22 protein-coding genes are annotated in these 24056 nt (G+C 59.8%); 16 read left to right on the top strand and 6 right to left on the bottom strand.

Translation table 11 applies throughout. From position 1 onward, the window contains the following. Window positions 1-132: 132 nt before the first annotated feature. From ETC27_RS00405 to ETC27_RS00395, 3 genes are all read right to left on the bottom strand, one after another. Window positions 133-1167 (bottom strand): TAXI family TRAP transporter solute-binding subunit, encoded by a 1035-nt coding sequence (locus ETC27_RS00405; protein WP_240724741.1) that lies wholly within the window; start codon window positions 1165-1167, stop codon window positions 133-135. A gap of 163 nt (window positions 1168-1330) precedes the next feature. After that, window positions 1331-1747, bottom strand: a complete 417-nt coding sequence (locus ETC27_RS00400; protein ID WP_136253022.1) for a hypothetical protein — start codon at window positions 1745-1747, stop codon at window positions 1331-1333. Between the two features lie 164 nt (window positions 1748-1911). After that, window positions 1912-3414 carry a RimK family ATP-grasp domain-containing protein gene (locus ETC27_RS00395; RefSeq protein ID WP_136253021.1) on the bottom strand — a complete coding sequence of 501 codons (1503 nt, stop codon included), beginning with the start codon at window positions 3412-3414 and terminating at the stop codon, window positions 1912-1914. A 171-nt stretch (window positions 3415-3585) separates the two neighbouring features. On the opposite strand from ETC27_RS00395, the gene rimI reads away from it, so the two are divergent. The 4 genes from rimI to pepN all read left to right on the top strand — a co-directional run bounded on the left by rimI (window position 3586) and on the right by pepN (window position 7973). Continuing rightward, window positions 3586-4068 (top strand): ribosomal protein S18-alanine N-acetyltransferase, encoded by a 483-nt coding sequence (rimI, locus tag ETC27_RS00390; RefSeq protein WP_136253020.1) that lies wholly within the window; start codon window positions 3586-3588, stop codon window positions 4066-4068. Window positions 4069-4153: 85 nt separating this feature from the next. Further along, a complete protein-coding gene (locus ETC27_RS00385; protein ID WP_136253019.1) occupies window positions 4154-4639 on the top strand; it encodes a YajQ family cyclic di-GMP-binding protein in 486 nt (161 codons plus the stop codon). A 189-nt stretch (window positions 4640-4828) separates the two neighbouring features. Then, window positions 4829-5275, top strand: coding sequence for a YbaN family protein (locus ETC27_RS00380; protein WP_136253018.1), 447 nt, complete (start codon window positions 4829-4831; stop codon window positions 5273-5275). A gap of 58 nt (window positions 5276-5333) precedes the next feature. Continuing rightward, a complete protein-coding gene (gene pepN / locus ETC27_RS00375; protein ID WP_136253017.1) occupies window positions 5334-7973 on the top strand; it encodes an aminopeptidase N in 2640 nt (879 codons plus the stop codon). Between the two features lie 198 nt (window positions 7974-8171). Here pepN and ETC27_RS00370 read toward each other — a convergent pair whose 3' ends face one another. Then, window positions 8172-9773, bottom strand: a complete 1602-nt coding sequence (locus tag ETC27_RS00370; RefSeq protein WP_205742652.1) for a cation:proton antiporter domain-containing protein — start codon at window positions 9771-9773, stop codon at window positions 8172-8174. A gap of 157 nt (window positions 9774-9930) precedes the next feature. Here ETC27_RS00370 and yegS point away from each other — a divergent pair, with 157 nt between their 5' ends. From yegS to ETC27_RS00350, 4 genes are all read left to right on the top strand, one after another. Beyond that, window positions 9931-10860: a lipid kinase YegS gene (yegS, locus tag ETC27_RS00365; RefSeq protein WP_136253016.1), complete on the top strand. Its 930-nt coding sequence runs from the start codon at window positions 9931-9933 to the stop codon at window positions 10858-10860. A gap of 22 nt (window positions 10861-10882) precedes the next feature. Then, window positions 10883-11302, top strand: a complete 420-nt coding sequence (locus tag ETC27_RS00360) for a VOC family protein (protein WP_136253015.1) — start codon at window positions 10883-10885, stop codon at window positions 11300-11302. 44 nt (window positions 11303-11346) lie between these two features. After that, on the top strand, window positions 11347-11784 hold the full coding sequence (locus ETC27_RS00355) for a nucleoside deaminase (RefSeq protein WP_136253014.1): 438 nt from the start codon (window positions 11347-11349) through the stop codon (window positions 11782-11784). A gap of 68 nt (window positions 11785-11852) precedes the next feature. Beyond that, window positions 11853-12608, top strand: coding sequence for a hypothetical protein (locus ETC27_RS00350; RefSeq protein WP_136253013.1), 756 nt, complete (start codon window positions 11853-11855; stop codon window positions 12606-12608). A gap of 201 nt (window positions 12609-12809) precedes the next feature. Here ETC27_RS00350 and ETC27_RS00345 read toward each other — a convergent pair whose 3' ends face one another. Continuing rightward, a complete protein-coding gene (locus ETC27_RS00345) occupies window positions 12810-13013 on the bottom strand; it encodes a cold-shock protein (protein ID WP_043335501.1) in 204 nt (67 codons plus the stop codon). Between the two features lie 253 nt (window positions 13014-13266). On the opposite strand from ETC27_RS00345, the gene ETC27_RS00340 reads away from it, so the two are divergent. The 3 genes from ETC27_RS00340 to ETC27_RS00330 all read left to right on the top strand — a co-directional run bounded on the left by ETC27_RS00340 (window position 13267) and on the right by ETC27_RS00330 (window position 15343). After that, the gene (locus ETC27_RS00340) at window positions 13267-14106 is read left to right on the top strand and encodes an isopenicillin N synthase family dioxygenase (RefSeq protein ID WP_136253012.1); all 840 of its coding nucleotides are present in this window, start codon (window positions 13267-13269) and stop codon (window positions 14104-14106) included. 101 nt (window positions 14107-14207) lie between these two features. Continuing rightward, window positions 14208-14621 carry an NINE protein gene (locus tag ETC27_RS00335; protein ID WP_136253691.1) on the top strand — a complete coding sequence of 138 codons (414 nt, stop codon included), beginning with the start codon at window positions 14208-14210 and terminating at the stop codon, window positions 14619-14621. A gap of 77 nt (window positions 14622-14698) precedes the next feature. Continuing rightward, complete coding sequence (locus ETC27_RS00330; protein ID WP_136253011.1) at window positions 14699-15343, top strand: LysE family translocator; 645 nt, start codon at window positions 14699-14701, stop codon at window positions 15341-15343. 167 nt (window positions 15344-15510) lie between these two features. Here ETC27_RS00330 and ETC27_RS00325 read toward each other — a convergent pair whose 3' ends face one another. Further along, on the bottom strand, window positions 15511-17481 hold the full coding sequence (locus ETC27_RS00325) for a transglycosylase SLT domain-containing protein (RefSeq protein WP_136253010.1): 1971 nt from the start codon (window positions 17479-17481) through the stop codon (window positions 15511-15513). Between the two features lie 183 nt (window positions 17482-17664). Here ETC27_RS00325 and ETC27_RS00320 point away from each other — a divergent pair, with 183 nt between their 5' ends. The 5 genes from ETC27_RS00320 to ETC27_RS00300 all read left to right on the top strand — a co-directional run bounded on the left by ETC27_RS00320 (window position 17665) and on the right by ETC27_RS00300 (window position 24040). Continuing rightward, window positions 17665-17982, top strand: a complete 318-nt coding sequence (locus tag ETC27_RS00320) for a YkvA family protein (RefSeq protein ID WP_136253009.1) — start codon at window positions 17665-17667, stop codon at window positions 17980-17982. Between the two features lie 184 nt (window positions 17983-18166). Continuing rightward, entirely contained in the window at window positions 18167-20071 is a 1905-nt protein-coding gene (gene htpG, locus ETC27_RS00315) for a molecular chaperone HtpG (RefSeq protein WP_136253008.1), read from the top strand. Between the two features lie 279 nt (window positions 20072-20350). Continuing rightward, complete coding sequence (locus tag ETC27_RS00310; RefSeq protein ID WP_240724740.1) at window positions 20351-21178, top strand: glucosaminidase domain-containing protein; 828 nt, start codon at window positions 20351-20353, stop codon at window positions 21176-21178. A 306-nt stretch (window positions 21179-21484) separates the two neighbouring features. After that, on the top strand, window positions 21485-22084 hold the full coding sequence (locus ETC27_RS00305; RefSeq protein ID WP_168709000.1) for an isochorismatase family protein: 600 nt from the start codon (window positions 21485-21487) through the stop codon (window positions 22082-22084). Between the two features lie 384 nt (window positions 22085-22468). Continuing rightward, a complete protein-coding gene (locus tag ETC27_RS00300) occupies window positions 22469-24040 on the top strand; it encodes a Re/Si-specific NAD(P)(+) transhydrogenase subunit alpha (RefSeq protein ID WP_136253006.1) in 1572 nt (523 codons plus the stop codon). The last annotated feature ends 16 nt before the right edge of the window (window positions 24041-24056 follow it).

Below are 24056 nucleotides of genomic sequence, written 5' to 3'. Positions count from 1 at the left end.
CTCTATCTCTGGCCGAGCCCATTCAGTGTTCGTCGGCCTTGATCCTGCGCTTGCCGGAACAGTCGACTGCCTCGAAGCCGCGTGATCGTTCGCCTCGAGACTGGCTGGCCCGAGCGACACTTCCCCGCCATGTCAGTCGATCCAGCCCCGTTCGCGGTAGTAGCGCTGTGCCCCCTCGTGTAGCGGCGCACTCAGCCCCTCCTGGATCATGGTCTGCGGCGTGAGTTCGGCAAAGGCGGGGTGATGCGCCTTGAAGCGAGGCAAATGCTCGAAGACTGCCTTGACCGTCTCGTAGATCAGCTCGGGAGCGGTGTCGCTGGAGGCGACTAGGGTGGCGCGAACCCCGAAGGTCGCGATGGCCGCTTGGCCGGGGCCGTAGAGACCGGCGGGGATGGTGGCGCGCGAGTAGTAGGGATGAGCGGCCAGCAAGGCGGCGACGGCGTCACCCTCGACGGCAATGAGGCGGGCATCGCAGAGGCTAATCGCCTTGTCGACGCTGCGGTTGGGGTGGCCTACGGTGTAGACTATGGCCTCGATGTTGCCGTGGCAGAGCTCGAAGGCCTGCTGATCGGCGGGCAGGCCGCTGGCCTGGGCGAAGTCATCCCGTGTCCAGCCGACGGCCTTCATCACCACCTCCATGGTGCCGCGTTGCCCCGAGCCCGGGTTGCCAAGGTTGATGACATGCCCGGGCAGGTCCTCGAAGCGCTCGATGCTGGCCCTGCGTCGCACCACCAGTGTGAAGGGCTCGCTGTGCAGCGAGAATAGCGCCCTTAGGTTTGGGTCGGGGCCCGCCGCGGCAAATTCCTCCAGCCCATTGATGGCGCGATATTGGGTATCGGACTGCGCCAGGGCCATCGGCAGGCGCCCCGCGCGCACGGCCTCCAGGTTGGCCACCGAACCGCCGGTGCCCACAGCTAGGCAGGGCAGGGTCGCGACGCGGCACAGCGCGCGACCGGTGAGGTAGTAAACCCCGCTGGGGCTCGCCGTGCCAATGGTCAGCGTCGGCGCGTCGGTCTGAGCCGAGGCCGGTGTGATGGCGAGAGCCAGCATGGCGCCCGTGAGCCAGGGCCCCAGCAGCATGGCGCCGAGGCGCCTGGCGTGTCGAATCGACTGGGTGACGGCGCTCAGCAGGGAGGCCTTCAGGAAGAGCGAGGGAGCAAGCGGCATGGGGGTGACCTGTAAAGGACAAGGGATGGGCCCGACAGGCGCCCATACTCAAGGGTAGGCATGCCGAACGCCGCTCACAATATGAGTCGACTCCCCCGGTCGGCGCACATAAGGATCAGGTGGCGTGGGACCAGCGTTGATGCTACGTCCTCCCCGGCGGGGCTCATCCGTAGTGGGCGAGTGCCGCTGCCAATTCCTGTTCGTGAAAGCGTCTGGCTGCGTCAACCTCTGGCACACTGCCTGATGCGCTTTGCGCCTTCGTCGATGCTTCCTTTCCCCCGCCACTCATAGCATCGCTGTCGAAGCGACCCAACCTGCTTGCCGTGTCGAAGAAGCCTGGCGCCGGCAGGGCGTGGCGTTCTCTGGATTGGCTGACCACCAACGCCGCCAGGAAAGGCCGCCCGGCTTCGGCATCCTCCAGCATGCTATCTTCAAGGAGCCGTGCCAGCGCTTGAATCATGCGTGGCGGGGTGAGCCCCAGGGCATCACAGGCCTGGCGGTAGGTGACGGTCTTTTCCTGGCGAGCGACGCGGGTCAGGTAGTCGCGTAGCTGGAGCTTGGCGGATGCATCATCGGTCATCTGGGGCGGTCCTTGATCGAGTCGTGCCTAGGGGCAGTACTTATAAGCAGTACTTATAAGCAGTACTTAGAAGCAGTACTTAGAAGCAGTACTGAGAAGCAGTACTTAGAAGCAGTACTTGAGGGCAGTGATTGCCTGAGCCGCTCATCCTAGCAGTCGACGCCTTAGCCACCGAGTCGGCGATTAGCCTCCATGCGCTCGAGAAATACCTCGAGGATACGCGTGTAGAGTGCCCGCCCCAGCAGGGCATCTTCCACGCCGGTGTCGATGTTGGGGTTATCGTTGATCTCGATCACCACCACCCGGTCACCGATCTGTTTCAGGTCGACGCCATAGAGACCATTGCCGATCAGGCGAGTCGCCTTGAGGGCTGTTCTGACGACGGTCGCGGGGACGTCCTCGGGCGCGTGGGTGCTGAACCCGCCGCTTCTGGTCTTGCCCTTGGAATGGTCATAAATCTGCCAGTGGCCGCGAGCCATATAGTAGCGGCTGGCGAACAGCGGTTGGCCGTCGAGCACGCCGATCCGCCAGTCGAAGTCAGTGGGCAGCCATTCCTGAAGCAACAACAGGGCCGACGAACTGAACAGCCGCTCAGCTTCGGTCAATAACGCGTCGGCGGAGGCGATCTTGACGATGCCCCGTGAGAAGGAACCGTCAGGGATCTTGAGCACCATGGGGAAATGGAGTCCCGCCGCTTTTTCGGCCAGCCGCGGCAGGTCATGGCGGTGCAGCAGTATGCCTTCTGGAGCCGCTATGCCGCGCGTGCGCAGCAATGTATGCAGGTACACCTTGTTGGTGCAGCGCAGGATGGACCTGGGGTCGTCAATGACCACCAGCCCCTCATGCTCGGCGCGACGGGCCATGCGATAGGTGTGATGATCCAGGCTCGTGGTTTCGCGGATGAAAAGCCCATCGAACTCAGCCAGACGGCCCATGTCACGCTTGGTAATCAATGAAACATCGATGCCCAGCTTGCGACCGGCGCGTATGAATTCCTTGAGGGCGCCGCGGTTACTTGGGGGTAGGGCTTCCTTTGGATCGACCAGCATGGCCAGGTCGAAACGATAACGCTTGCGTGCCTTGGGGCTTCGCCAGACCTTGCGCGAGTGTCGGTTCAAGGCATTGGCGAACAGGTCCTGCTCGTCTTGTGTGAGCGCGGTAAGTCGCAGGGGCTTGAGGCGTGACAGCCGCCATATGTCCTGGCGACGCGTGAAGTGAGCCTCGAGCAGCGGGCAGGGCAAGCGTTCGAAGAGTCGGCGGGCCAGCTTGGACAAGGCCGGCTCGAGGCACTCGCCGAACATGACGCGCAAGGTGACACTGCTCCCGGGCAACGAGCCACGTCGAGCGAGATCATTGAGCAAGGTATTCAGAGCATCGAGTTGCAGATCCACCAGTGCCTTGCGCGACAGTTGATTGAGGGTCTCGACACTGGGCAGTACGCGCTGGCCACGTGCCTGGGCGAGCAGTGAGACATAGTAGCCACTCTCCAGGTACGCGAGATCACCGGACAGGTTGATGACGTGGGTAGCTGCATCCTGTTCCTTTTCTTTCTCCAGGTTCTGGGCCGGCCGCGTCTCGGCCACGTAATCGTCGGCGGTAATCAGGTCTTCGGTTGGAAAGTAAGGGCGCCAGTCAGTGAGGCGGTCGACGACGATTTGCAGGGGCATGGACAGGCTCTCCTTGAGCGTGGCCTGGGGCAGTGATCGAGGGTCAGCATGCGCGTGCAGGAGGGTCAAGACAATATGCAGGTATGGTGAAATAAATTCATGATCCCAGGCGGTGACATTGGGTTACATGCATCGCAGAATTCCTCTCACATACCTAAGGTGCTCCACGTCATGACCGCCCTGTTGCGCCCGGCTCAGCCGAGTGATCTCGCAGCGCTTTGCCAGCTCGAACAATGCTGTTTCGCCACCGACCACTTCAATCGCCGTCAGCTGGCACATCTGCTCAAACGCGCTCATGCCGTCACCTGGGTGGCCGAGAATGACGCCAAGTGTTTGGTCGGCTATGCGACCTTGCTGCTGCGTCGCAATAGTCGCGCGGCCAGGCTCTATTCCTTCTGCGTGCATCCGGATAACCAGGGCCAGGGAGTCGGGCGGCGACTGCTTGATACACTTGAGGGTGAGGCGCGCGAACGGGACTGTGAGTGGCTGACCCTTGAAGTGCGCGCCGATAACCGGCGTGCCAGGGCCCTTTACCGGCGCATGGGCTTCGGGTTGCGGCGTTGGCTCGACGATTACTATGCGGATGGCTGTGCCGCCTGGCAGATGGAGAAGGCGCTTTTCGCCTCCGATACGGCGCAAGTGGCCAGCGGTTGACGCCAAAGGGTGGTCGAGACGGGTGAAAAGCCCGGCACTGTGCTCTAGAATCGCATTCCTTTACCCTCTTCGTCAGGACTGTCTCATGCCCTCCTTCGATATCGTCTCAGAATTTGACAAGCACGAAGCCATGAATGCCGTGGATCAGGCCAATCGTGAAGTAACGACACGTTTCGATTTTCGGGGTGTCGATGCCAGCTTCACCCTCAATGACGATACTGTCTCGCTCGAGGCCGATGCCGATTTCCAGCTCAAGCAGATGATTGATGTCCTGCGGACGAAACTGATCGCCCGTGGTATCGATGCTCGCTGCATGGAAGAGCAGGACCCGGAGCTCAGTGGCGTCAAGGCTCGTCAGGATGTCAAACTGAAACAGGGGCTTGAGCAGGCGGACTGTAAAGCGATCGTCAAGCAGATCAAGGATGCCAAGCTCAAGGTTCAGTCTCAGATCCAGGGCGACAAGGTGCGTGTGACAGGTAAGAAGCGTGACGACTTGCAACAGGCCATCGCCCTGCTCAAGAGTGAACAGGGGCCGGACTTGGCGCTGCAGTACGATAACTTCCGCGATTGATCGAGTCATCTCGCCATCATGAGCGTGTCTGAGTGAGTAGGAGCAGGATGCCGACTATGATGGCGCGTTATTGAGCGATACTAGATACCAGATAGTACAAAGCGATTTCCGTTCATGGCCTCAATCAGGTTCAATCCCCTGATGGATGCTAAGCTTAAGCAAGATGCCGTCGTCATCAGGAGAGCGGACATGCTTCGAACCACCGCGACCCGCACCGCCTACCGCCTGCTGGCGTTGGTGAGCTTTGCGCTCGGGGTGGTCGGCGCCTTTCTGCCGCTGATGCCCACCACCTGCTTCATGCTGGTGGCGGTGTGGGCGGCTTCCAAGAGTTCGCCGCGTTTCGCCGCCTGGATTCGGCAACATCCACGCTTTGGTCCGCCACTGGCGGCCTGGGAGCGGGAGCGGGCGATTCCCCGTCATGCCAAGCGCCTGGCTGTGTTGATGCTGGGCCTGTCTATGGGGATGTTGGCACTTAGTCCGATGTCACCGATCGTCAAGCTGGCCGTTATCGTGTTGCTTATGGGCATCGCGGCCTGGATCGTCACGCGCCCCGAGCCACGTGCCTTCCCGACCTTTACCTTTACCTCCCAGACTTTATCGCCCCGAGCCATGAACTCGTTTCAGCGCCGACTTTGAGATGGCTGCCACTGGCGCCGTACAATGATCGGCGATTTCAGAACAGGAGCCTTCCTTGATGTCTGCAATGCAGCCGACCTACCTGCATGATTATCAACCACCCGCCTATCGCGTTACGCATACCGAGCTGAAGTTCGACTTGGCGCCGACGGCGACCCGTGTCACCGCTCGTCTGCATGTGGAACGTCATCCCGCTCATCAGGATGCGGTTGAGCAGCCGATGGTTCTCAATGGCGAACAGCTTGACCTGAAGCGTATTGCTATCGACGGTCAGGACCTCGACGCTGATGAGTACGTGCAAGACGATGACTTCCTGACTATCCATCGTGTGCCGGCGCGCTTCCACCTCGACACTGAAGTCGAGATCAATCCGGCGGGAAACACCGCACTGGCAGGCCTCTACCAGTCCAATGGCATGTTCTGCACTCAGTGCGAGGCGGAAGGCTTTCGACGGATCACCTTCTACCCGGACCGCCCGGATGTGATGGCGACGTTCTCGACCACGGTGATTGGGGATCAGGAGTCGTCTCCGGTACTGCTGTCCAACGGTAACCCGGTGGAATCCGGCGAACTCCCCGGTGGACGTCACTTCGTGACCTGGGAAGATCCGCACCCCAAGCCTTGCTATCTATTTGCCCTGGTGGCCGGTGACCTGAAGAAGGTCGAGGATCACTTCACCACCCACAGCGGTCGAGATGTCACCCTGCAGGTATGGGTCGAAGAAGAGAACCTTTCCAAGACCGATCACGCCATGGCGTCGTTGAAGCGCGCCATGAAGTGGGATGAAGAGACCTATGGGCGCGAGTACGACCTTGATCTGTTCATGATCGTGGCCGTCAATGACTTCAACATGGGCGCCATGGAGAACAAGGGGCTCAACATCTTCAACTCGGCAGCGGTGCTGACCCATCCGCATACTGCCACCGATGCGGCGTTCCAGCGCGTCGAGAGCATCGTCGCCCATGAGTACTTCCACAACTGGTCGGGTAACCGAGTGACCTGCCGCGACTGGTTCCAGCTGTCGCTCAAGGAAGGCTTCACGGTCTTTCGTGACCAGAGCTTCTCGGCGGATACCAATTCGGCGCCGGTCAAGCGCATCGAGGATGTCTCGATGTTCCGTACCGCTCAGTTCGCCGAAGATGCCGGGCCGACCGCTCATCCGATTCGTCCGGATCACTACATCGAGATCGGCAACTTCTACACCCTGACCATCTATGAGAAGGGCGCAGAAGTGGTTCGCATGCTGCAAAACCTGCTGGGCTGGGAGCTTTTCCGCCGCGGCTCGGATCTGTATTTCGAGCGCCTCGACGGTCAGGCCGCCACCATTGAGGACTTCGTCGGCTGCATGAGCGAGGTGTCGGGCCTGGATCTGTCACAGTTCATGCACTGGTATTCCCAAGCCGGGACACCAGAGATCGATGCCCATGGTGAGTACGATTATGCCAAGTCCGAGTACCACCTGACGCTTCGCCAGCGCACTGCGCCGACCCCGGGGCAGCCGGATAAGGTGGCGCTGCATATTCCGATCCGCATGGGGTTGGTCGGTACCAAGTCCGGCCAAGACCTCAAGATGACCCTCGACGGCGAGTCGGTGGGAACTGACACCGTGATCCACCTGCGTGAGTCTGAGCAGCATTTCGTCTTTACCGACCTGGCCGAGGCGCCGGTGCCCTCGCTGCTGCGCGGTTTCTCGGCGCCGGTCAAGCTCCGCTATCCGTACAGCCGTGAAGAACTGGCCTTCCTGCTGCAGCATGATTCCGACGGATTCAACCGCTGGGATGCCGGTCAGCGGCTAGCGATGCTGGCACTCGACGACCTGATCGCCGCGCATCGCAACGGTGTCGAAAAGGTCATGGATGTCCGCGTCACCGATGCCTTCCGCATGCTGCTGACCAGCGAGACCGACGATAAAGCCGTGCTCGCCGAGATGCTGACGCTGCCCTCGGAAGCCTATATCGCCGAGCAGCAGCCGATGGTCGATGTCGATGCCATTCATTCGGCCCGCACCTTCGTCAAGCAGTCGCTGGCGCTAGCACTGCGTGACGAGTTCATGGCGGTGTATCGTGCCAACCAGCTTGACGTGCCCTATGCGCCGGAGCCCGAGCAGATTGCCGCGCGCAGCCTCAAGAACGTGGCACTGTCCTACCTTGTGGCCATTGAGGACGAGGAAGCCTTGGCGCTTGCTCAGGCGCAGTTCGACGCCGATCACAATATGACCGATGTGCGCACGGCGCTGACACTGCTGACGCATAGCACGCGCAGCGACTTGGCCGACCCGGCACTGCGCGCCTTCGGCGAGAAGTGGGCCCGTGATCCACTGGTGATGGATCAGTGGTTCAGCCTGCAGGTCACACGGCCTCAGGCTGATGCTCTGGAGCGCGTCAAGTTCCTTATGGAGCATCCGAAATTCTCGCTGAAGAACCCCAACAAGGTGCGTGCCCTGATCGGCGCCTTCGCCAGCAACCGGGTCAACTTCCACCGCATTGATGGCGAGGGCTACAAGTTGCTGGCCGACGTGGTGATCGAGCTCAACCGCCTCAACCCGGAAATCGCCGCGCGCCTGATCACGCCGCTGACCCGCTGGCAGCGTTTCGACGAGACTCGTCAGGCATTGATGAAGACCGAGCTTGAGCGCATCCGCGCAGAGGAGCTCTCGCCCAATGTCTATGAAGTGGTCGAAAAGGCGCTGGCTACTTGAGGCATCGAGCGCCGATGCCTCATTGGCGGTGTGCCTTGGCGTCTAGCTGCGTATCAAGGCCCGCCGGATAGCGAGTACTGGCGCTCTTCAAGAAGCAAGAAGGGCCGCCCTCATAGGGCGGCCCTTTTTTTGTGCGCACTCACGGATGCGAGCTCAGGGATCAGTGCGAGTAGCGCAGTGCGCCATGACCTGTTTACGTCAGCCTAGCTGATCGACGTCTGTGACCAAGCCTGCTTCCTTGGCCGCGCTATCGGCCAGGGCTCGGCCAGCCTCATCGTAGATGTGATAGACCGCGTTGGCCCCCAGCGCCTGAATCGGTTTGATCTCGTCAGGGTACTCGACGATAGCGGTGATCTGTCCCTTGAATTCCTCACGGTCGTGGAGTTGTTTGAGAGCAAAGAGGTTACCCGCATGGTGTGGCATGGCCAGCACCACCAACTTCAGGGTGGGGGACATCATCAGCTTGTCCCAAAAGTCCGAATCCAGCGCGTCACCTTCCAATAGGTTGTAGCCCTGGTCTTTCAGTCGCTTCACGCTGTGCGGGTTGCTGTCGATGCCAAGTACAGTGAGACCATATTGTTTCTGCAGCCGTTTGTAGGTGCTGCGCCCTATGCGCCCCATGCCCATGACCACGGCTTCGGCATTGCCTACCTCGATAGAGCGTTCTACTGCGTCGAGCTCGTCGGTCATGCGCGCCGGTAACAGGTTGGAGAAACGCCGGTAGAGCGTCTCGCTTGAATTGTTGAGTAGGGAAGAGAGGACGAAGCTGATCGCGACCGACAGTGACATGACCACCAGCCACTTATCGTCAATCCAGCCCTGACCGGCTGCCAGTGCGCCGACGATGAGTCCGAACTCGGAATAGTTGGCGAGACCCAGCGATGCCAGGACCGAGGTGCGCAGACGCAGGCGAAAGGCCATGAAGATCAGCTGATAGAGCATCGCCTTAAGGGGCACCACGGCGACCAGCAGCAAGGCCAGGCCCAGCATTTCTGCATCGGGCATGGCGGTGAGGCCAATGGTCAGGAAGAAGCCGACCAGCAACAGTTCCTTGAGGCTGAACATCGAACGCGCCAAGTTCTGAGCGGCCGGGTGGGGGGCCAGTAGCAGGCCCACGATCAGTGCCCCCAAATCGCCCTTGATGCCGACAGCATCAAAGAGGCCATAACCCAGTACCAGCGCCATCAGCATGCCGCACAACATCTGCATCTCGCCATGACCCATGCGGTCGAGAAGCTTCTGCAGCAGTGGGGCGGCAGGAATCAATAACAGCAACAACAACGCCCAGGGGCTTGGAAGCTCGCCTGTGGATGCGGTCAGGAACACCACCGCGAAGATGTCCTGCATGATCAGCACACCGATCGCCAGACGGCCATAGGCGGTCTGGGTTTCGCTGCGTTTGTCCAGCACCTTGATCACAAAGACGGTACTCGAGAACGATAGGGCGAAACCCAGCAGCGCCATCGTTTGCCAGGGCACATCGTCGAGGAGTGCGAAGCCCGCCAGCCCGAACAGGCCTAGTGCCACGCCCAGCACCAGGCTCGAGACTATCAGGTGGAACGAGGCCCCGGCCCATACCTCGCGGCGCAGCAGAGTTCGGACATCGAGTTTGAGCCCAATGGTGAACAAAAGCAGCGTTACGCCAATGTTGGCCAGCGTGCTCAGTAATGGGGTCTCTTCGTAGCCCAGCGCATTGAGTACAAAGCCCCCAGCAAGAAAGCCGACCAGTGGCGGAAGCCTAAGCGCAATAGCGCAAACGCCGCCCAGGAATGCGACCAGCAAGAAAGCCGGCTCGATCATGATGTCTCCTCGTCTGTACGTCCTTGTTCGACCGGAGTATTGCTCTGCCCGGTTACGATTGTCGATGTATTATGGTTTCTTATTGGTTGGCCGTTGCCAAGCTTTTAGGCTGGCCATGCGTCGCCGACACCCGGTCCAACGGTGTAAGATAACAACCATGAATTCTGACTGCTCAATGCTACGCTTGCTGGTAAACGGCAAATCGGCTCACTCGCCAGCCCTGCGTGAGGTTGTGGAAGCCACGCGCGCGAAAGGTTCCCGGCTCGAGGTGACGGTCACCTGGGAGGCTGGAGATGCGGTAAGGCTTGCAGAACAGGCAGGTAAGGACGGCGTCGCTCGACTTATCGTCGCTGGTGGTGATGGCACCGTCAATGAAGCAGTTAATGGCCTTATGCGATTGTCGCGAGAAGATCGGCCCGCCCTGGGCGTCTTGCCGATGGGGACGGCCAATGACCTGGCGACAGGTCTGGGGATCCCTGATGACCTGAGTGAGGCGATGAATCTGGCGCTCAATGCGTCCTTGCGTGCGGTGGATGTACTGAACGTTGGTGATCACTATTTCCTCAATATGTTGTCGGCTGGCTTTGGCGCCGAGATTACCGCCTCGACACCCAAAACACTCAAGCGCTTGCTAGGCGGCGGTGCCTATTCGCTGATGGGGGCTCTCAAGGCTCGGCGCTTTCATGCCTGTCCGGCCAATCTCGAATGGCCGGAAGGTGAGGGGCGTCGTGAACTCTTCCTGCTGGCGATTGGCAATGGTGCCCAGGCTGGTGGTGGGCAGCGTCTTAGCCCGCTGGCGCATCTCGATGATGGGCTGCTGGAGGTGCTGACGGTTAGGCAGTTCTCTTCGCTTTCGGGTATGCGACAGATGCTTGCCGAACTCAGGCGGCTGCCGGCGAGTGGAGAGTATGTCGAATACTGGCAAACTGATCAGGTCCGGGTAACAGCTGACCAGCCATTACCGCTGACCTTGGACGGTGAGCCGCATCGCATGACGCAGCTGAACGTGAGCCTTGAGCATCATGCGATCGATCTGCTGGCCCCTGAAGCGTGCCAATTGTTAGACAGTGCTGTACCAAAATCGTGATGATCATCAGGAGCGATGTTCGATGTTGACCCCATTTCACCTAGCTGTGCAGGTGCGCGATCTCGACGAGGCACGTGGCTTCTATAGCGAATTATTGGGTTGCCCGCTGGGTCGCTCAAGTGACACCTGGATCGATTTTAATCTCTTTGGCCATCAGTTTGTCTGTCACCTGAATCCCGATATGGCCCCACAGCACCACCATAATGCGGTAGACGGCCATGGCGTGCCGGTGCCGCATTTTGGTGTGGTTCTCGAGATGAGTGACTGGGAGGCGCTGGTCGATCGCCTTACTGAGGCCGGGGTGCGCTTCGAGATCGAGCCCTATGTGCGCTTTCAGGGCCAACCGGGCGAACAGGCGACCCTATTTTTCTATGATCCCAGTGGTAATGCACTGGAATTCAAGGCCTTTCGCGATATCGACGGGCAGTTGTTCGCGACCTGAATGAGTCCGACCACGCCAATGACATAGCCCGAAGGAGGTAGACCATGGATGATTTCATGCAGGCGGCGATCGATGAGGCACGGTTGGGGCTTGAAGAAGGTGGCGTGCCGATTGGCTCGGTGCTTGTGCATCAGGGACGCATCATCGGTCGCGGCCATAACCAGCGGCAACAACGCGGTAGCGTAGTCCTCCACGGTGAGATGGATGCCCTTGAGAATGCCGGACGTCAGCCCGCATCGGTATACCGTGAGTCGGTGCTCTACACCACCTTGTCACCCTGCCCGATGTGCAGTGGCGCTATTCTTCTGTATGGCATTCCCAAGGTAGTGATTGGCGAAAATCGCACATTTCTTGGCGCTGAAGAGGCCTTGCGCCAGGCCAGCGTTGAACTCGAAGTACGCGACGATGCTCAGTGTCTAGCACTGATGGATACCTTCATCGCCCGGCACCCCGAGGTCTGGGCCGAAGATATCGGCGAGTAAGCATGCGCCTTGCGTGCGCGTCAGCGCTTTGCTGGAATGCCCCCACACACGATGCGAGGAAGTTCAAGATGATGAAGATGCCATACAAGTCCCTGCTGACGGCCCTGGTTCTTAGCCTGGGGGTGGCCGGGTGTGGCAATGGTGAAGATGCTGCGGCAGGCGACCCTGCGGCAGGCGATCCTGCGGCAGGCGATCCTGCGGCAGGCGACTCGACAGCAAGTGACTCGACAGCAAGTGACTCGGCGGCAAGTGACTCGGCGGCAAGTGATTCGGCGGCTGGCGATCAAAACGACGCCGCTGGGGATACCGCCGCGGCTGAGGGCGATCAGGAAACCGAGGCCGTCGAAGTTGAAACTTCGGATGACGAGATAGCAGCGGAAAGCACGACGTCAGGCAGCATCGCGGAGGGTAGTGCCCAGACAGGAAGTAGTGCCCAGGCGCCTGATGCGGCAAGCAACGCAGAGGCCACTGACAACACAATGAGTGGTGAGGCGACCTTGAGTGAGGGATCCATGGGTACCGGATCCACCAATCAAGACCCTTTGCTCGACGAGCCCCAGAGCGACCTCAGCTCTGATACGAGCTCTGACACGGTATCCGGCGGGCCTAGCGATACCGAGCCCGGTGCCATGAGCAACGAAAGCGAAAACCTTGAGGTGGCGCCTGGTGAGACCAGCGAGTCGGAGATTGAGGCTTTCATGGCCGAGACCGAGCGTCGGTTCCAGGAGGCACAACAGGAAATCGATCAGCAATTCAAGGAGGCGGAGAGCAAGTCGCCGGAGGAGATGCTGGACAATGCAGAGGATGAGCTCGAACAGCCGTAAGTGCCATATCCGTTGCTGATTGACGTGCAAGCTTGATTGGTAGGTTGACCTAAATAAGAAGGTCCACCGGAGTGGACCTTGGGTAGCATCGCAACTTTTTTACATGGTATTTGATCAACCGATGTCGAAGTGCGATGCATTCCCCTCTGATGCTGTCATCCTTGCAACGTTAGCAACTGGCGAGGGGGCACGTCTTCTCGATCAGACGGGCTTGATGTTGGCGGCCTGTAGGCCCTTCTTGCCCTGAGTGACATCGAAGCTAACTTTCTGCCCGTCCTGCAGGGACTTGAATCCCTCAGCCTGGATTTCGGAGAAATGGGCGAAAAGGTCGTCGCCGCCATCATCCGGGGAAATGAAGCCGAAGCCCTTGGTGTCGTTGAACCACTTGACAGTGCCAGTTGCCATCTTTGATTTCCTTACCTTGCTTTATGATGATGCTGGGCCCGCCAGGCCAGTGCCCGCCGGAAGTCCCCTCTATACGTAGACCAAGCAGTAAAGAAGAACGAGCGGCGAATGATGTAACTATTAATCATCGACAGACACCGTTCTACTTTTCAAGCCACGTAGCGGATAGATGCATCGGCAGCCGAGTTAGGTCAATATAACCCGCGAAGTGGCATGCCTGAATGCCCGCAAAATCACTTTAGATGGAAAAATCATGGCCGTCCAGAACGTCGATTTCACTGCCGCCGACGCTCCTCAACGCTTCGTTGCTTCGCTGCGAGAAACAGGGTTCGGGGTGCTGCGCAATCATCCGATTTCCGCCGAGTTGGTGGAATCCATCTACCGGCAATGGCAAGAGTTTTTTGCAGGGGAGTCCAAGCATGATTTTCGCTTCGACCCTGAGCGCCAGGACGGCTACTTCCCGCCCGAGGTATCAGAGACGGCCAAGGGCCGGACGGTCAAGGACCTGAAAGAGTACTACCACGTTTATCCGTGGGGCCGAATGCCCGAGGCCCTCGCTGAGGACATCATGGAGTACTATCGTCGCGCCGAAGCGCTGGCGGCGACGCTTCTCGGCTGGATCGAGGCTGAGACTCCGCCTGAGGTGGCGAAACGCTATCAGGAGCCGCTGTCGCACATGATTGCCGAGAGCGGCCAGACCCTGCTGCGCGTCCTGCACTATCCGCCCTTGGCGGGCGATGAAATTCCTGGTGCAGTGCGCGCTGCTGCTCACGAAGATATTAATTTGATCACCGTGTTGTCGGCGGCCAATGAGCCCGGACTCGAGGTGAAGACCCGCGAGGGGGAATGGCTGGAGGTTCCCTGCGATCCAGGGCAGCTGATCATCAATGTCGGCGATATGCTCCAGGAGGCCTCGGGCGGGTATTTCCCTTCGACTTCCCACCGGGTGGTCAACCCGAGCGGCCCCTCGCGTTTTCAGTCGCGCCTGTCGTTACCGTTATTCCTGCACCCGCGGCCGGAGGTCGTCTTGTCCGAGCGGCATACTGCTGACAGCTATCTCAAGGAACGCCTGCGTGAACTGGGCGTCATCTGAGCACACGGCGGATTAGATGCTGTCCGCCACGCGCGACTTCACTACGACCCGACATGACCACTTTCTGACATATTCCCGATGAGGTACCCGGTATGGCAACAATGAGCAGTGCGCCTAGCGACACTCACAGCAAACTGATCGGCTACCTGCTGTGGATCTTTGGCTTTCTCGGCGCCCATCGCTTTTATTATGGAAAGCCGGTCACCGGTACCATCTGGTTCTTCACGCTGGGCTTGCTGGGTATCGGCTGGCTGATCGACCTTTTCCTCATCCCGGCCATGGACCGTGATGCGGATTTCCGTTATCAGGCGGGGCCGGTCAATTACTCGCTAGCTTGGGTGCTACTGACGTTCCTTGGGATTTTCGGCTTGCACCGCTTCTACATGGGCAAGTTCCTGACCGGTATTTTGTACCTGCTGACGGGCGGATTCTTCCTGATCGGCGTGCTCTATGATTTCTGGACCCTTAATGACCAGATATCGATGAAGCATGCCAAACGCGGTATTTTCAATTGATCCACGGCCGGGTATGCCCCGGCCGTCGCCCGTCGCCCTGACGGGGCGAATCTGCATGGCAAGGAGCCCGGTCCCTCATGTTCTTCGATGCACAGTTCTGGCCCTTTCTTATTGCCATTACCCTGCTGACGTTGAGTCCGGGCGTCGATACGCTGCTGGTGATCCGCAACACCACGCGAGGGGGCTTACGCGACGGTGTATTAACCAGCCTGGCTATTTGTAGCGGGCTCTTCGTGCATGCTGCTGTATCGGCGCTCGGCATCTCGGTCATCCTGCTGCAATCGGCCCATGCCTTCTCGGCGCTCAAGCTTATCGGTGCGGCCTATCTGATATGGCTTGGCGTGCAGAGCCTGGCGAGCGCCAGGCGGGGCACACCATTGCCCATAGCGGGGTGTGAGGTCGAGCGTCAGGCGGTATCGCGTTGGGTGCCGCTACGTGAAGGCTTTCTGTCCAATGTGCTTAACCCAAAGACCGTGGTGTTCTACATGGCCTTTCTGCCCCAGTTTATCGGCCCTGGCGATCCGGCCTTGGCTAAGTCGCTGTGGCTTGCCGGCGTGCACTTCCTGATCGCCAACCTATGGCAAATTGGCATTGCGGTGATGCTAGGCAAGGCCGGTCAGTGGTTGGCGCGACGCGCCGTGTCGAGGACCCTTGATGGTGCCACTGGGGTGGTGATGATCGCCTTCGGCCTAAAGCTCGCGCTGTCTCAGCGTCCTGTTTGAGTGTCCTGGCCTGCCGCAATGCTCCCCTGTCGGGTCTGACAGTCACCTGCCGCGCCTGGACCCACTTGAGGCTAGAAAGTCATCCAGATACACCACGGGCCCGCAAAGCGGGCCCGTGGTGTATGGGGCTTTCTCAATGGCTTACCCACATGTTCGCGGCAAGCGAGCTATTGCCTGGCGAGCAGGGATCTATCGTATCGCTCGTTTCGCTCGGCCGGGGTCAATAGCGCCACATTCTGCGTTTCGCCGCCCTGTGCGAGGCTTTCGAAGATGACCCGATAGGCCATCACCGCCTGGACATATTGGCGGGTCTCGTGGAAGGGAATGCTCTCTACAAAAAGATCGAACTCCCGCGGGGCATCCTTGAGCCAGCGGTCGACGCGCGTCGGGCCGGCGTTATAGGCAGCGGTAGCGGCCAGACGGTTGCCGCTATAGCGCGCGATCATATCCTCGATGTAGCGGCTGCCCAGGCGAATGTTGGTCTCCGGTTTCAGCACACCATAGAGACCCGGGTCATCGAGTCCCAACTGCTGACTCACTTGGCGTGCGGTAGCCGGCATCAGTTGCATCAGGCCGCGGGCGCCGGCCGGGGAGACCACTGTGGGGTTGTAGGCGCTCTCACGGCGTGCAATGGCCATCAACAAGTAAGGATCGACGCCGCGCTGGTTTCCCCAGTGCAGAAAATCTTCGCGATAGGCTTCGGGGAAACGCCAGTCCAGGGCATCCCATAGCCCGGCAGCAATCGTGGTCTGCACCGCTCGTGCATGCCAGCCACGGTACGCGGCGTAGTCGGCTAATGCCTTGGCCTTGTCATCGTCGGCACGGCCGGCGGCGGTGTACCACTCACTACTGGCAAGACCGGGCTCGCCGATGCGAATCAGGGCCTCGGTGCGCTGGACGACGGGCCACTGTGCAATGCGCTCACGATACGCTTCGTTATAGCTGACCCGCTCAAGATTCAGTGCATAAGGGGTGCCTAGCCTGTCTGCGGCAGCGAAACCGAAGAAGCTACGCTCGCCGGCGGCGGCGCGAAATGCCTCGGCGGCCCCGCTGGGGTTGCCTGTCTGCTCAAGCGCGCGGCCCACCCAGTACTGCCAGCGCGCCTCACGGCGGGGGTCGTCCGGTAGGCGGTGGACCCAGTCGATGACCCCTGACCAGTCACGCTCGGCAAGCGCAGTGCGCACTCTGAGCTCCAGCAAGTCGGTGTCCTGGAACTCGCGCAGCGTGGCATCCACCCATCCCCGGTTATTGGCAACGTCTCTGACCAGTGAATAAAACATCAGGTCGTGCTCGATTTCTCGTCTCGCCGCGGCGCCAAGATCAAGGTGGGGGCCTATCTTGCGCCAGGCCTCCAGGGCTGCCTCGGTGTCTGCGCGAGTGAAGCCGTGCATAGCGGCAGCATAGAGGGCGCTGGTGCCATCCCCATTGGGGCCGATACGCGTGGGCATCTGAGTAATCGCCGCATAATCCTGTTGCAAGCGGTCAAGTGCATCGAGCCCTGGTTGCCAGCTGCTGCCCAACTGGCGACCAAGATAGCCTACCATGCCGGCCTCACCTTTCTGCCAGGCGAGTGTCAGACGCTCCCAGGTCTCTAGGGCGCCAATCTCGCCACGCGCGCGAAGTTCGCGAAATAAAGGATCACAGGCCGCTGGCTGGGAATGGCCGACGCGCCACAACGCGAGTCCGCCTTCGGCGGCTTTCTGGGGGCGAGTGTCGAGCATGGCGGTATAGTAATAACAGCGGCGCTGAGTGCCATGGGGCTCGCCGCTGCTGATCTCGCGCAGGCTTTCAAAGCGACCGGCCTTACCATAACGGCTGATCGCCTCACCGCGCATCCAGCCGGCCAGCGGTGAATCATCATGGCGTGCGATGAAGCGTTCGACATGGGATGCCGGTGCATCCGGCAGACGAGCCAGCAGGCGATGGTAGTCCACATAGCCTTCGAGTACATGACCCTCGATGGCTGCCTGATCGATGCGCGAAAATTCTTGTGCCCGAGCGGCTGTCAGAGCCGCCTGCATGGCATTATCCTTGGCCTGGTCGGCCTCGGCAGCGTCAACGGATAAACCCAGGGGCAGGCTGAGCGCCAGGCTTGCCAGCAGTGCCGGCCAATGCCGGAAGGGTAGAGTGCGTCGCATTTGGGGTCTCCAGAGTCGTGCCACTTCGCCATCATCCCCCATGTAGGGTCCCTTGAGTAGCGTCGCCCGCATCTTAAACTAGGCAAAATGACAAGCGGGGCACACAAAAGGCGTACAATGACAGTGATAAGTCGGCACTCGCGTGAGAATGCCGCAAAAGCAATCGGGCGAACCGGGGGCAACATGGCAGGATCACCATCAGGAGGCAAGGGGTGGCTGAGTCGCCGCAGTCGATCATTTGCGCGTATCGGTCGTGCCCTCACCACCTTTGTTCCCATGCTCGGCGATGTGCTCAAGGGGCGTTATCGGCCGGTGCCGTGGCGGGCGATTGGCTGTATGGCCGCAGCCGTCGTCTACTTGCTGTCACCTCTGGACTTGATTCCCGACGTTTTCCTCTTCCTGGGGCTTGCTGACGATGCGCTGATCGTCGGCTGGTTGCTATCGCGGGTGGACCGTTATCTCGCGCCGTATCATGCCTGGCGTGAAGGGCGAGAAGAGTGACCCGGGGCCTATCGGCCCTTGATGTACAGGGTTGCATCTGCGTGTCATCAGGCGATTTCACTCCGCTGATTTCAAAGACTTGAAAAGCCTGTTCAGGGCCCCATATCTCGGTCACGTCACCTGATAGTGGCGCGTTGCCTCTGGCAACCGCCCCCAATGCTGAGATCGATGAGGGACTCGTTACATGTCTACCGTCACCCATGAAGAAACTCTGGGCTTCCAGACCGAAGTTAAGCAGCTGTTGAATCTGATGATTCACTCCCTGTATTCCAACCGGGAGATCTTCCTGCGTGAAATGATTTCCAACGCTGCCGATGCCTGCGACAAGTTGCGGTATCAGGCGCTGGATAATGATGCGCTGTACGAGGGTGATAGCGATCTGCGTGTCGAAATCGAGCATGATGCCGAGGCGGGAACCGTCACCGTTCGTGACAACGGCATTGGCATGAGCCGTGAAGACGTGATCCAGAATCTTGGCACCATCGCCAAGAGCGGTACGGCTGACTTTCTCCAGCAACTCTCCGGTGAGCAACAGAAAGACGCGCGACTGATCGGTCAGTTTGGTGTCGGTTTCTATTCTGGTTTCATCGTTGCCGACGAAGTCAGCGTGCGCACTCGCCGTGCCGACCTGCCCAAGGATGCCGGTGTGGAGTGGCGTTCCAAGGGCGAGGGTGAGTTCACCATCGCTGACATCGATCGTGAGGTACGTGGCACGGAGATCGTGCTGCATCTCAAGGACGACGCACAGGAATACGCCGACGATACTCGCCTCAAGAGTCTGGTGCGCAAGTACTCCGACCACATCGAAGTGCCGGTGCGCATGCAAAAGACCGAGACCGCCAAGGATGATGAAGGCAACGAGATCGAAGGCAGCGAAGTCGCGACCTGGGAGACGGTCAACGAGGCGACCGCTTTGTGGGTGCGGCCAAAGGCTGAGATCAGCGATGACGAGTACAAGGAGTTCTACAAGCACGTCTCTCATGACTTCAGTGATCCGCTGACCTGGAGCCATAACCGGGTCGAGGGCAAGCTCGATTACATCAGCCTGCTGTACGTGCCGAGCCGTGCGCCCTTTGATCTTTACGAACGAGACGGTGCCCGCGGCCTGAAGCTCTATGTGCAGCGCGTCTTCATCATGGACGACGCGGAGCAGTTCTTGCCGCTTTATATGCGCTTCATCAAGGGCGTGGTGGACTCCAAGGATCTGTCGCTGAACGTGTCTCGCGAGCTTCTGCAGCAGGACCCGCAGGTCGACAAGATGAAGGCAGCACTGACCAAACGCGGCCTGGACATGCTCAAGAAGCTGGCCAAGGACGATGAGCAGTACCAGACCTTCTGGAACAACTTCGGCACCGTGCTCAAAGAAGGCCCTGCCGAAGATTATGCCAACCGCGACAAGATCGCTGGTTTGCTTCGCTTCGCCTCGACGCACACCGACAGTTCTACCCAGGATCAGTCACTGGCCGCCTATGTCGAGCGCATGAAGGAAGGCCAGCAGAAGATCTATTACATCGTCGCCGACAGCTTCAATGCGGCCAAGCACAGCCCGCATCTCGAGATCTTCCGCAAGAAGGGCATCGAGGTACTCCTGCTCTCCGACCGTATCGATGAGTGGCTGATGAGCCACCTCACCGAGTTCGATGGCAAGTCCATGGTCGACGTCGCCAAGGGCGAGCTTGATCTGGGCGAGATCGAGGACGAGGAAGAGAAGAAAGCACAGGAAGAGACAGCTAAGTCCAAGGAAGACCTGGTCAAGCGCGTCAAGGAAGCGCTGGGTGATGACGTTCAGGAGGTCAAGGTGACACACCGCCTGACCGACTCGCCGGCCTGTGTTGTGCTGCCTGAGCACGAGATGGGCTTCCAGATGCGCCGCATCATGGAGGCTGCCGGTCAGCCGATGCCTGAGGTCAAGCCGATCCTCGAACTCAACCCAGACCATGCGCTGGTGGGTCGCTTGGAAAGCGCCGATAGTGCGTCCTTTGGCGACTTGTCGCGCATCCTGCTCGACCAGGCGATCATCGCCGAAGGGGGCCACCTCGATGACCCGGCCGCCTACGTCAAGCGTCTCAACGCCTTGCTGATGGCGTGAAAGCCATGCGGTGAGAGCGCTCACAACCATCGTCGATGAGTGAGCGCCAACCCTGCCAGGGTCTCCTGGCAGGGTTTTGTTTTTTTGTGCAGTGCAGAAATGCTCGGTGATTCTGCTTAAGCCTGATAATCTTGCCGCGGATTGTTACCGGCTGTGGGAGGCAACTTCCTCATGCCCTTGATTGTGCTCCACGCACTTGCTGTGGAGTACCCTGTTGAGTCGTCGCCATGACATGACTGTGGTCAACAAGCGCACTCAACGATCATTAGCGGAGTCCTGATGATGCGCTATGTGTTCTCTTTCTTTCTGCGGATAGTACCCTCACGTCGTTGGCCATTATTTTCGACGCTGCCGGTATTAAGCCTGTTTCTTCTTGCCCTGGTTGCCATGCCGCCACTCGCTGTTTCTCAAACAGCTTCTTACACTGTCTCTCCGACCGTCTCTCAGACAGTTCGGCCCGTCGATGCCGGGGCTGAGGCGCTTGCTAATGCTGTCGCGCTGCCAGATCTGCGACAGTTGCCGGCGGGTCCGCAACGCAAGGACGCCTTCCTCGAGGTGCTGGTGCCGATTGTCGAGGTCGAGAATTCTCGCCTTGCTGCGCGTGGTGAGTGGCTGCGGGCGCTCGCCAAGCGAGATACGCCCTGGACCATCGTTGAGCGTGAGCGAGTGGCGGCGTTATGCGAGGACTATGCGCTTGAGTGCGTGCCCGGTGAGATCAGTGAGCTTCTTCTCAAGCGGGTTGCCCCGGTACCGCTGGAGATGGTCGCGGTGCAGGCAGTGGAGGAGTCCGGGTGGGGAACCTCGCGGTTGGCCCGCCAGAACAACAATCTCTTCGGTATGCGTGCCAGCAGTGGTCGCTATCAGTCCTTTGATAGTGTTCAGGACGCTGTGCGTGCCTACCTCAAGAATCTCAATACCCACGGCGCCTATGCTGAGCTGCGGGCGCGTCGCGCTCAGCTGGCTGCACAGGGTGATGTGCCCCCGGAAGCGCTAATCGCGACGCTCAATGATTACGCTACACGCGCCGATTACCAGGACGTGCTTTTGTCGCTCTTGCGAACCAATGCGGAGCGGATACGTCGTCATGTTGGTGAGGCCCCAGCCTGACCAAAGCCGTTACCCCGCATGGCTAGGTATAGCGTTCACCAGGTTGAGCGCCTTAATGATGCCTCCACGGCTTAAACGGTGGAGGCGTTTTGGTTGGGGGCCATGACGGCAAAAGCGTTGATAGCTTTTTGCTGCATCGCAGGGCAGTTCGGCCTGTGAGCACCTATGCTTGCATGATAGCTGTCAGAGGCAGGCGATTGACGGTAACTGTGCTCTGGGTTCCGAGGGGCCATAATGCCTCCGGCGGCTCACTGGTTTCTCCGGCGGTCAGGACGGCTTCTTTCACGACAGGCGACGGGGGTAGATATGGTCCGCCAGTCAAGCAATGCACGGTTGCGTCTCTACGATGCCAGGGATGATGCGGCGGCCCTGCTGCTGATCGACATCCAGCAGGCCGTTGATGATGCCGAGCTCTACGGCGCTCACAGCAATCCAGCGCTCGACGAGCGCGTTCATGAATTACTGACCTGCTGGCGAGGCGGGAATGGACACATTGTGCACGTACGGCATTTTTCCCATAAGCCAGGATCCTCCTATCGCTCCGGTCATGCCGGGGCCGAGTTCAAGCGCTCAGCGATGCCTCGACCTGGGGAGCGCGTTGTCACCAAGCATGCCGAAAGCCCCTTCATCGGGACCGATCTGGATATCTGGTTGCGCCGCCACGGCATCGCACGGTTAGTCATTGCGGGCGTGGCCACTGGTCATGCCGTGACCATGGCCGCGCGTCACGCCCATTGTCTCGACTTCGGTGTGGTAGTGGTTGCCGATGCCTGTGCCAGTTTTCCGTTAGCGGGGGTTGATGGCGAGACCTTGGCTGCCGAGGATGTGCAGCGGTTCAGCCTGGCATTGCTTGGAAGCCATTGCGCGCGCATCGCCTCGACGCAGGAAGTGGTTCAGCAGTTTTAAGGGGTTTCCTTGACCTGCATTGCAGTTCGAAGGCGTGAATGACCCACGCAGAATGCCGGCTGCCATTCGTCAATAATGCTTACGTTATGGCACCCATAACGATTTTGTCAGGTTGTCAGTTTCGGCTTTTACATTGTTTATCAAACACTTGGCTCAGTCGGGTAATATAACGCTATGGTTATGTGTTCCATAACTCTATATTTATAAAAGATTTTTTTTCGTTGGCTCTTGCCTTTGCGGCGCTTTCTCCAAACACTGCGCTGTCGCATCTGAAGGTATGAGTGGACGCCGCTAGGCGTATTACCCTTCGGATATTCCTGCAAAATCGACTCATTCCCGTCTGGTTCCGTACGGCGGCTAGCATCGCGACAAGGGAGGCATAAAGTGAAGATCGGAGCACCTAAAGAGCGAGCTCCGGGCGAGGCGCGCGTTGCGCTGACCCCGGAGAGCGCACAGCAGATTCAGAAACTTGGACACGAGTGTCTGATAGAGACAGGAGCTGGCGTTGCCGCGGGCTTCGCCGATGAGGCCTATCGTCAGGTCGGTGTCAGCGTGGTTGAGGACACCAAGGCGCTGTGGGATCAGGCCGATACCGTGATCAAGGTGCGCGAGCCCACGGACGAAGAGGTCGACCGGTTGCATGACGGTCAGACGCTGATTGCGTTCTTCTGGCCGGCCCAGAATGAGGCACTGCTGGAGCGCTGCCGTGCTCAGGGCGCGACGGTCATTGCCATGGATATGGTGCCGCGTATCTCTCGGGCACAGAAGATGGATGCCCTGTCGAGTACCGCTAACATTGCCGGCTACCGGGCGGTGATCGAGGCCGGTAACCAGTTCGGGCGCTTCTTCACCGGCCAGGTCACCGCCGCAGGCAAGGTACCGCCAGCCAAAGTGTTGGTCGTCGGTGCCGGCGTGGCGGGTCTCTCCGCCATCGGCACTGCCACCAGCCTTGGTGCCGTGGTGCGTGCCTTCGATGTGCGTCCCGAAGTGGCCGAACAGATCGAGTCGATGGGTGCCGAGTTCCTGTTCCTCGATTTCGAGGACAGCCAGGACGGCGCCGAGAGCGGCGGCTATGCCGCACCCTCCAGCCCGGAGTTTCGCGAGAAGCAGCTGGCCTGTTTCCGTGAGCAGGCGCCGGATGTGGATATCGTCATCACCACCGCGCTGATTCCCGGCAAGCCGGCACCCAAGCTGTGGCTCGAGGACATGGTCGAGGCCATGAAGCCTGGCTCGGTGATCGTTGACCTGGCCGCCGAGAAGGGTGGTAACTGCGATCTGACCGTACCGGATGAGCGTATCGTGACCGATAACGGCGTGATCGTGGTCGGCTACACCGACTTTCCGTCGCGGATGGCAACGCAGTCCTCGTTGCTATATGCAACGAACATCCGGCATATGCTGTCCGACCTCACGCCTGAAAAGGACGGCGTGATCGATCACAACATGGACGATGACGTGATTCGCGGTGCCACGGTGACGCATGCCGGGGACATCACTTTCCCGCCGCCGCCCCCCAAGGTGAAGGCGATCGGCGCGTCCAAGCCAAAGCCCAAGGAAAAGGAACCCACTCCCGAGGAGAAGAAAGCCGCCGAGCATGCCGCCTTCGTCTCCCAGACCAAGACCCAGGTCGGGATGCTCGCGGTGGGCGGCGCACTGATGTGGCTGCTCGGTCAGGTGGCGCCGCCTTCCTTCATGCAGCACTTTATCGTCTTCGTACTGGCCTGCTTCGTGGGTTACCAGGTGATCTGGAATGTCAGCCATTCGCTGCATACGCCACTGATGGCGGTCACCAATGCCATCTCCGGCATCGTTATCCTGGGTGCCGTACTGCAGCTCGGCTCGGGTAACTGGCTGGTGGGCCTATTGGCCGGCATATCGGTGCTGATCGCGTCCATCAATATCGTTGGCGGCTTCCTGGTGACACGCCGGATGCTGGCCATGTTCCAGAAATCCTGAACCGCGGAGAGTCGAG

This window comes from Onishia niordana, from assembly GCF_004798965.1.
GTDB classification, from domain to species: Bacteria; Pseudomonadota; Gammaproteobacteria; order Pseudomonadales; family Halomonadaceae; genus Onishia; species Onishia niordana.
This window is presented reverse-complemented; position numbering and strand designations above follow the sequence as displayed.